Annotated in this window: 6 protein-coding genes; 5 read left to right on the top strand and 1 reads right to left on the bottom strand. The window is 32.0% G+C overall.

The annotated features are described in order from the left end of the window. The first annotated feature begins 92 nt into the window (after positions 1–92). From ABXH06_RS17620 to ABXH06_RS17605, 4 genes are all read left to right on the top strand, one after another. The gene (locus tag ABXH06_RS17620; RefSeq protein WP_353519078.1) at positions 93–353 is read left to right on the top strand and encodes a hypothetical protein; all 261 of its coding nucleotides are present in this window, start codon (positions 93–95) and stop codon (positions 351–353) included. 146 nt (positions 354–499) lie between these two features. After that, positions 500–796: a hypothetical protein gene (locus tag ABXH06_RS17615; protein ID WP_353519077.1), complete on the top strand. Its 297-nt coding sequence runs from the start codon at positions 500–502 to the stop codon at positions 794–796. 10 nt (positions 797–806) lie between these two features. Beyond that, positions 807–1400 carry a hypothetical protein gene (locus tag ABXH06_RS17610; protein ID WP_353519076.1) on the top strand — a complete coding sequence of 198 codons (594 nt, stop codon included), beginning with the start codon at positions 807–809 and terminating at the stop codon, positions 1398–1400. A gap of 540 nt (positions 1401–1940) precedes the next feature. Then, positions 1941–2171 (top strand): hypothetical protein, encoded by a 231-nt coding sequence (locus ABXH06_RS17605; RefSeq protein WP_353519075.1) that lies wholly within the window; start codon positions 1941–1943, stop codon positions 2169–2171. 43 nt (positions 2172–2214) lie between these two features. On the opposite strand, the gene ABXH06_RS17600 is transcribed toward ABXH06_RS17605, so the two are convergent. Beyond that, positions 2215–4809 (bottom strand): hypothetical protein, encoded by a 2595-nt coding sequence (locus ABXH06_RS17600; protein ID WP_353519074.1) that lies wholly within the window; start codon positions 4807–4809, stop codon positions 2215–2217. A gap of 682 nt (positions 4810–5491) precedes the next feature. Between ABXH06_RS17600 and ABXH06_RS17595 the strand changes: the two genes are divergently transcribed. Then, the gene (locus tag ABXH06_RS17595; RefSeq protein WP_353519073.1) at positions 5492–6226 is read left to right on the top strand and encodes a RepB family plasmid replication initiator protein; all 735 of its coding nucleotides are present in this window, start codon (positions 5492–5494) and stop codon (positions 6224–6226) included. Positions 6227–6268 lie beyond the last annotated feature (42 nt).

Here is a 6268-nt window from a genome sequence, read left to right as displayed (position 1 = left end):
AAATCACATCAGGACTACATGAGTTTAACCAATGAAATTTTGGATCATATGAATATTCCCGGTGAAAGATATAACGTAGAGGTAATCTAACTATGGCTAGAAAAGATAGAGTAGATAGAAAGCATACAGGTGTAACTACTGTTGAAGAAAACAAAAACGTTACTACCGGGAAGCGTTTACCGTTACGAATGACCCAACATGAACTCGATGAGCTGGATATTTTAACTGAGAAGGTTCAAGAGTTGATGCCACGCAAAAAAGTTAGTCGTAGTCGTGTTATGAGAGCTTGTGTACATATTCAAGATAGTGCCACTTTGAAAAAAATAGTTAAATCAATTTCAGAAAACACTTAACTAAAGGTGCTTGGTTTCTTTATGTGTATACAGTTGTGTGTATAAATAAGGCGTAACTGGATTTTTTTATTTTCCATCTCTTGAAATATAATTAATGGATGTTAAGTTGAAATTGTACGCCATTACGCGTACACTAAAGGGGTGGTATGAGTTTTAAAGCTACAAAGAAGAAAGTATTGGATTGTTTAAAGGGCGGTTTGATACAGCATGAAGATAGAGAAGATATTGATGTAAAAAATTTATTGGAGATAGGGCAGGTAACAATAGTCGATGTATCCAATATCATTGGAAGAAGCAGTGGGAACGAATATTCTCATAGCCCACATCATTTAGATTCGAGTATTGATGTTCACATCATAAAAACTAGGCATTCAGGTAAGAATTGGTACGTAAAGTGGTATTTTGTAGATCCTGATACTGTTTTCATTAGCGTACATAATTAATAGGTGAAATATGAAAATTTTAAAAGTTGGAAATAAGTCGAAGGCAATTTGCCAAGATTGTAAGTCGCTTGTAGGCACGACTTTTAAGCTTCGTAATGTTCCATTTTCAGATGGTAGTGGGATAGTAAAAAACATTCTCGCTGGTGTTTGTGATGAATGTGACAGAGTTGTAGCTATTCCTCACCAGTCAACACCTGCTATTAAGAAGGCACATGAGGCTAAACGTAAACCTATAGAAGTGCGCTTGCCTGCTCATATGATTGATATTCTAAACTTAGCAACAAGTGAAATTGGTGCTGAAACAGACTTTGTGCCTAGCTTGGTTAAATATTACATTCATGCATTATCAATGAATGAAAAGTCTGCATCTAAAATTGCAAATTATCTGACTACTGAGCTTGCTTCAGGTAAATCGGAAAAGCGTTTATCACTTAAGGGTAGAAAGATTTCAGATGAGCTGGACTTGCTAAAATCAGTGTCGCATATTGATAACACGACAGATGTACTGAAAAGCGTTATCTTAAAAATTAATGAAGACCTTCTTGTGAAGAAGAGCGCTAAGCCAATTAAGCAATTACAGGGGATAATGGCAGCAGTCGCCTAATGAAATCCATATTCTCATCAAAACAGGTATGTTTTTGATGAGAATACCCCCTCTATTCTCATCATTTTTATAATTTCGGTAAACCTTAAACGGCATTACCAGTAATCCACCTACTCCAATTTTCCAGCCAATAAGCCTCGCGGTCCATTCAGCCATTAGAAGAATGTTATCTTTATTGGAAAGCCATTTTTTTTGTGTTCTGTACTGTTAACTTTGTCATATCAGTTCCTTTATTAAATTGTTCTTAGTAGTACAAACAGGAATGCCTGAGCGAACCGCTAAGAGGTGATATGACTATTTATGTACATTGCACACAAAAAAATATTATTTGAAAGCATGGCTTTGTTTTAGGTGTTTTAAGTAAGTACAAATGTAGGCACACAATAAAACAAACGCACCAATAGAATATGATCGCGTGATAGCGCGACTGATTTAAATATTTAGAGTATTGATGCCTGGAGTTATTAAGTTATACTGTTGTTATGTACAGTTTATTTGGTTGTTAGATAAGCAACCCGATCATCATAAATGGATTAAAAAATGAGCGACTTGAAAGGTAAGGTTTATATAGATAATGATATTTGGTTAAAGGTTATTGATCGAGTTGCTCCTTGGTTCAATGATAGGGATGATGCGATCAATTGGTTTTTTTATCAGAACCTTTCTTATTTTGGTGGTGCTACGGCTGAAGAAGTTATGACAGCTAGAAGGGAAAGAGGGTATGCGGCTTTATTGGAGTATATAAAATTAAAGGAAGAAGGTAAGCTTTGATACTCACCTATTCATTTGATTAATTTAGAGATTAAAAAATTAATTAATCCATATGAGAAAGCTTATCCATCATTTTTTCCCTATCCTCAGAAGCATATGTCAATATTACCATCATTTCTGTATCGTTTATCATGGCAGCAACTGTACTAGTTTCCCCTGGGTGTTCATCTAGATGGTTCATAGCGCATAAATGTCTATTTGCATGAATGTTAATTCCGTTAGAGTGGCTATCTGGCACTAATATATTTAATGTGTTTTTTGTTTCATCTTTATAGGTTGGTGCAATTGAAATTTTACTTTTGATAAAGACTCTCCTTTCCAAAGCAGCGGATATTGAGCTTTCTTGTTGGGAGTTGGATATTATTTGACTGAAGGACATTCTTGTATAATTTCTAGGAGCAGAGACCCATGGAAATAGAGCGATAACATCTTTATTGTCAAAGTTAGAATATGCTTTTATTTCTTCTTTAATTTCTTTTATGGCTATATTTATAGTTTCTGGCTTAGCCTCTTTTTTAACTTTTTCAATAATATCAGGTTGCAGTTCTAATACGGCTTTTTCTATTAATCTAGGATCAGCTTTTTTTACAGCTCTATCTAATTGTTTTTTTGTTAGATCCTTTATAGCAGTTTCTGGTAATTTAACAGAAGCTAATGCAATGGCTTTTTTGAAAAAACTTATATCATCAGGTGTTTTAGATTCTAATTTTTCATTAAGGGTAGCAATAAAATATTGCAGTACGGAAGATTCAAATATACATTTTCCTTTGCCTTCAACCAGTACTTTTTCTTGTGTAATAAGTTTATCTAAATAATGATTAGCATAGTGCTCCATGAATTCATTAATATAAAGTTCTCTTATTTTTAAAAATTGATTTATTGTAGGAGAAAAATATTCTTTAAGAATAACTCTAATGGGTTTAGTTTTTGATGCTTTAGCGTTTTTTATGTATCTAATTCTTTCATTGTAATTGAGCAAGTTTGGACCAGACAATGGAATATCTATTTCATATCTATTTTTTAAAGCTTTTGAAAATGAAGGTACAGAATGAATATTTTCTTCTTTTGACTTAAAAAAGTTTAATGTTGCCCAATTTCCAACACGCGGACAAACTTGAAATGATGATTGAAGTATCATTGCGGTCATGGATTGGCCATATGCTTTGTTAAGAAATTTAAAAGATTTCATTAGAAGTCTTTCTCTGTATGAATCTTGAACGCTATTCGAGCGTGATTTTTTCAGGAAGAATAATGCCTCCTGATAATTTGATTCAGAACGTTCAATAAGATTTTTATTCATATCATCAAATAATTGTCTTCTTTCACCTAGCTCCATTTTTAGAATGTTTCTTACATTTAATTTACGACCAACAGTTTCTTTAGAAACATTAGCCTTAAGCTCCCTTATATGATTTGACCATACTGGTATCTCTTCTTGTAAGTAATCAAGCTCAGCAAAATATTCTTCGGTACATCTATCGCCTTTATTGCCTGATAGTCGTAAAAAACCTCTAGTTGCAGTAGTTGCTTTAATCAATAGCAACAAACTATCAAATAAAACATATCCTATACCACCAGTGCGCTGAACCCATAATTTCATTCTTTCAAGCAACTTAGAATCTGTTAGGTGAGACAAGGAAACATCTTCTTCTGCTATTTTTTCTTCAGATACGCAATAATGGCAAAATGCTCTTAATTGAGAATTAAGTCTTTGAAGACTGCTATTTCTGCCATTATTGCCAGCAGTCCACCTTCCTTCTTTTCCTTTAGAATCAAGCTCTCTTACTGTTGACTCACCAAAAGTATATTTATTACCTGTTTCTAAAGGGTATTTAACTTCAGGCTTTTCACCATAGATTTTATAGTTACTGTATTGTTGGTAAAATTGATAAAATTCTGGATTTAAAATTCTTATTACGTAAGAGTTTTTTTTGCGATGAGTTTTTTTATTGTTTTCGTTGCTCCCACCGTATTTATTTATATTATTTTGTTCGGAAAGTTGCCGAGATTTTTTAACTAATATATCGACAGGCAAATTTAATGCTTTTTCTATGCTATTGAGTCTAGATGTTGGAATTTTTGCTGTTGGGTAGCGTTCACCTGTAAACCATTTTTTTATAATAGATACTGAATTGTTTCGCTGAATTCTGTTATCAATATCATCAATATTCCAGCTATCAGGAGCTAACTCATAAGCCTCTCTGACAATAAGTGAGCATATTTCTGATAATGTTGTTATTTCCTCTTTTATTTTAAATCTATTTTTCTTTGGAATTGTTCCGACATAGATATCACATTCAAATTTTAATTTGGATGCCTTAAGAAGTAATTCTGAAACAGAAAGGTTATCGTAATCAATGTCAGTTATTTCAATATAATACTCAGATAATCGTCTAACTTTAGAAAGGGGTCCTCTGGTATCAGCTTTGCCTTCTTTTGTTATAATATCTTTGTACTTTTTAAGTGTATCTTCTACGTTGACCGTTAGATCATCTTTTAGCGTGTAATCAGAAGTAAGCTCGTACTTCATCAAGTTACTTAATGCAGTTCTTAAGTGGGTATAATGAGATTTATCTCTTGCTTCTACTGAGTTTTCAATTTTGTTTTTTATATTCTCAAGAAATTTTCCAACACTCATAATTTAGCCGCCCACAAAAATAATTACCATATATTATAGTATAGTAGTATGTTTTTTTAAAGTATTCATTTTATTAGTATTTGTTAATATTTAACTTGTTGTTAGTAATAGTTTTTTATTTGTAGTAAGCTTTTTAAGTGACTATAAAAACAAGGAAAAAAAATTGACAAAATAATATATTTTCTGCTTTTACTACGTTTTATTTTGGTTTTTGTTTGTGTAGTAAGTTTTGTTTATTTATTCTATATTTTTCAGTGGTTTATTTATCTTTCGAATTGCGTATAAGTATTGTAAATGGCCCGCATAAATAAGGATCGTTGTAATTTGCATGGTTTTTATACTAGTTCGTTAATATAACGTAGTAAAAAATATTTTTGTATAAAAACAAAGTGTTATGGTATTTTATTAGAGGTTTAGTATATTTTATTTTTTGATTTTCTTTGTTTTTTACAACGTTTTTACCACTACACTTTACTTGCCACTTTAAATTTTACTGATATATAAATTAGAAAAAATCTAATTGATAGTTACACTATAAATTAAATTTAATTATTAGTGCGCTCATTTGTATGTACAAAATATCATAGTATAAAAAACTATTCACTTGTTGAAAATTAATTTATTGATCAACCTGTAATTAATAACTATCATCTATTACATTGATTCTATCATTGTAATAATTATGAGTAACACTAAAGTTAAAAACCAGCTTAAAAAGAGAGAAGTCAGACAGAGTGTTGCCTTAACAGAAGCTACTTATGACTTATCTCGTGATGAACGTAGAATCATTTATCTTGTTGCCGTTCAATGTGCAGAAAATAATGTACCGGGGCAAGGAAGTTTCGATGTAACTGACTATGAAATAAAAGTTGGTGATTATCAAAAAATCTTTGGAATGGAACTTAACGAGGCTTCTCGTGATCTTCGTGGTGCAATTAAATCTATTTATGATAAAAGCGTTATCATTCATGACTTAGATGAAAGCACAGTCAATGAGAAATCGATAGAAGAGTTTCGCTGGATCATTGGTAAGAAAAGCCTTCCTAAGCGCGGTAGCTGGCAAATCACACTTAACCCTCTTGTTGTTCCCCATCTAACAAGTCTTGCCAATAGCATTAAGTATCCAATACAACAGATAGTAGGGCTAAAGAACAACTATCAGTATCGGTTATACGATCTGTTCATGGCTGAACTAGAAGATAATAATAAAGGAAATAGAACAATAGACGTAGAATGGCTTAGAGCAGCATTTTGCTTAGGAAAAAGTTATGAACTCTACGCAAATATCAAAAAGAGAATCATGGAACCAGCTATAATTGAAATCAATAAAAATACTCCATTAAGAGTAAAATACACTGAAAATAAAAAAGGTAAAAAAGTGATTTCTTGGACGTTTAAATACTCATTTAAGGGCTAATTATTACAAATCGCCCTAGTAGTTAAGTGTTGGTTTAATGCC

It is taken from the genome of Thalassotalea sp. SU-HH00458, assembly GCF_040362795.1.
Classification (GTDB): Bacteria; Pseudomonadota; Gammaproteobacteria; order Enterobacterales; family Alteromonadaceae; genus Thalassotalea_H; species Thalassotalea_H castellviae.
The sequence above is the reverse complement of the archived record's forward strand: the minus strand, read 5'-3'. Positions and strand labels throughout refer to the sequence as shown.

Bases quoted from the DNA above. Each gene is read 5' to 3' on its own strand.
- ABXH06_RS17620 (WP_353519078.1), top strand. From the start codon at position 93: ATGGCTAGAAAAGATAGAGTAGATAGAAAGCATACAGGTGTAACTACT.
- ABXH06_RS17605 (WP_353519075.1), top strand. From the start codon at position 1,941: ATGAGCGACTTGAAAGGTAAGGTTTATATAGATAATGATATTTGGTTA.
- ABXH06_RS17615 (WP_353519077.1), top strand. From the start codon at position 500: ATGAGTTTTAAAGCTACAAAGAAGAAAGTATTGGATTGTTTAAAGGGC.
- ABXH06_RS17595 (WP_353519073.1), top strand. From the start codon at position 5,492: ATGAGTAACACTAAAGTTAAAAACCAGCTTAAAAAGAGAGAAGTCAGA.
- ABXH06_RS17610 (WP_353519076.1), top strand. From the start codon at position 807: ATGAAAATTTTAAAAGTTGGAAATAAGTCGAAGGCAATTTGCCAAGAT.
- ABXH06_RS17600 (WP_353519074.1), bottom strand. From the start codon at position 4,809: ATGAGTGTTGGAAAATTTCTTGAGAATATAAAAAACAAAATTGAAAAC.